Consider the following 1,500-nt stretch of genomic DNA (forward strand, 5'->3'; position numbering starts at 1 on the left):
GCCGGGCCGAACATGCTCGCCGTGCGCCGGATTGCCACGGGCCCGCGTGCGGTGACTCGCGTCGCCGTCCGGATGTCGCCCTGTCTCAGCTGGCCGCCAGTTCGTCCCCCTTCCGCACCGTCGGCACCGGCGCCGGGCTTCCCGACGCCTCCGACAACGGCGCCACCGTCGAGCGGAACGTCTCCAGCGCCTCCAGCTCCCGCCGCCGGGCGGACAGGAACCGCTGGAGATGCGTGCTCGACAGGTTCAGCGCCTCCACCGCGCCACCCGCCGCGCGGTGGGCGGCCGCCGCCCCCGCCCGGACCTGCTCGACGTCCGCCTCCAAGGTCCGGTCGCTCGCCGCGAACAGGGCCGCCGAGGCCAGGACGCCGAAGCCCGTCGGGCCGCACAGGAACACCCGGCGGTCGATCAGCCAGCGCAGCAGCTCCGGGTCCGTGTCCAGCGCCGCGACCACCGCCGCGTCGGAGGGGACGAACATGATCGTGCCGTAGATCGCGTCCGCCCAGCGCTGGTAGCCCTTGCCCGCCAGCTCGGCCGCGCGGGAGCGGATCTGGCGCACGTGCGCGCGCAACGCGTCGATCCGCTCGTCCGGGTCGTCGGTCTCCACCGCCTCCGACCACGTCGCCATGCTCGCCTTCGCGTCGACCGGCACCGTGCGCCCGCCACCCACGCGCAGCACCATGTCCGGTTTCGCCGCGCCGCCGCCCGCGAGGTCCGTCTGCAGCGTGAAGTGGAGGTCTTCGCGCAGCCCGAGCGCGCGGGCCGTCTCGACCAGGACCTGCTCGCCCAGCTCGCCGCGCCCGCTGATCGACGCGAACGCCACCTCGTAGCGCCGCAGCGCGAGCTGCTGCTGATCCGCCTTCGCGCGCTCGGCCGCCACCAGCCGGGCCGCCGCGTCCGCCCGGCGCATCCCGTCGTTGTACAGCCGCCACAGCACCGCGACGGCGACGAGCAGCAGAACCGCCAGCACGATCGCCGCGGTGGTCAGCACTGTCGCCACTTCGTCTCCTCCCTCCGGCCGGAATCGGACCGCGGGGACATCATGGCGGACCCCACCGACAAAAACCGCACCCGAACCGTCGCTGTGGGTAGCTGACCTGCGAACACATCGATTCCGCACAGGGCGTGTCCGATCCGGCACGCTCGTGTTAGTACACACGTTCGAGTGAGGCGGCGGCGAGCCTCCGGGTTTTCGTCGGACCCGGGTCGTACCTTGGCCCCCGTGAGATTCCTGCACACCTCCGACTGGCACGTCGGGCGCACGTTCCACGGCGCCGATCTGCTCGCGGAACAGGAAGCGGTGCTCGGGCACCTCGCCGACCTCGTGGCCGGCGAGGCGATCGACGCCGTCCTGGTGGCAGGCGACATCTACGACCGCGCGGTGCCTTCCGCCGAGGCCGTCCGGGTGGCCACCGCGGCCGTCGCCCGGATCCGCGCGGCCGGGGCCCGGCTGATCGTCACGCCCGGCAACCACGACTCCGCGCCCCGGCTCGGCGCCTT

Annotated in this window: 2 protein-coding genes; one reads left to right on the plus strand and one right to left on the minus strand. The window is 73.7% G+C overall.

All coding sequences use genetic code 11. The features are described 5' to 3' along the window. Positions 1 to 85 precede the first annotated feature (85 nt). Positions 86 to 1,000, minus strand: coding sequence for a DNA recombination protein RmuC (locus G3I65_RS10640; protein WP_125312652.1), 915 nt, complete (start codon positions 998 to 1,000; stop codon positions 86 to 88). A 222-nt stretch (positions 1,001 to 1,222) separates the two neighbouring features. On the opposite strand from G3I65_RS10640, the gene G3I65_RS10645 reads away from it, so the two are divergent. After that, on the plus strand, positions 1,223 to 1,500 hold a 278-nt coding region (locus G3I65_RS10645), incomplete at its 3' end, for an exonuclease subunit SbcD (RefSeq protein ID WP_163046669.1).

Origin of the sequence: Amycolatopsis sp. SID8362 (assembly GCF_010550475.1) — a bacterium.
Classification (GTDB): Bacteria; Actinomycetota; Actinomycetes; order Mycobacteriales; family Pseudonocardiaceae; genus Amycolatopsis; species Amycolatopsis eburnea.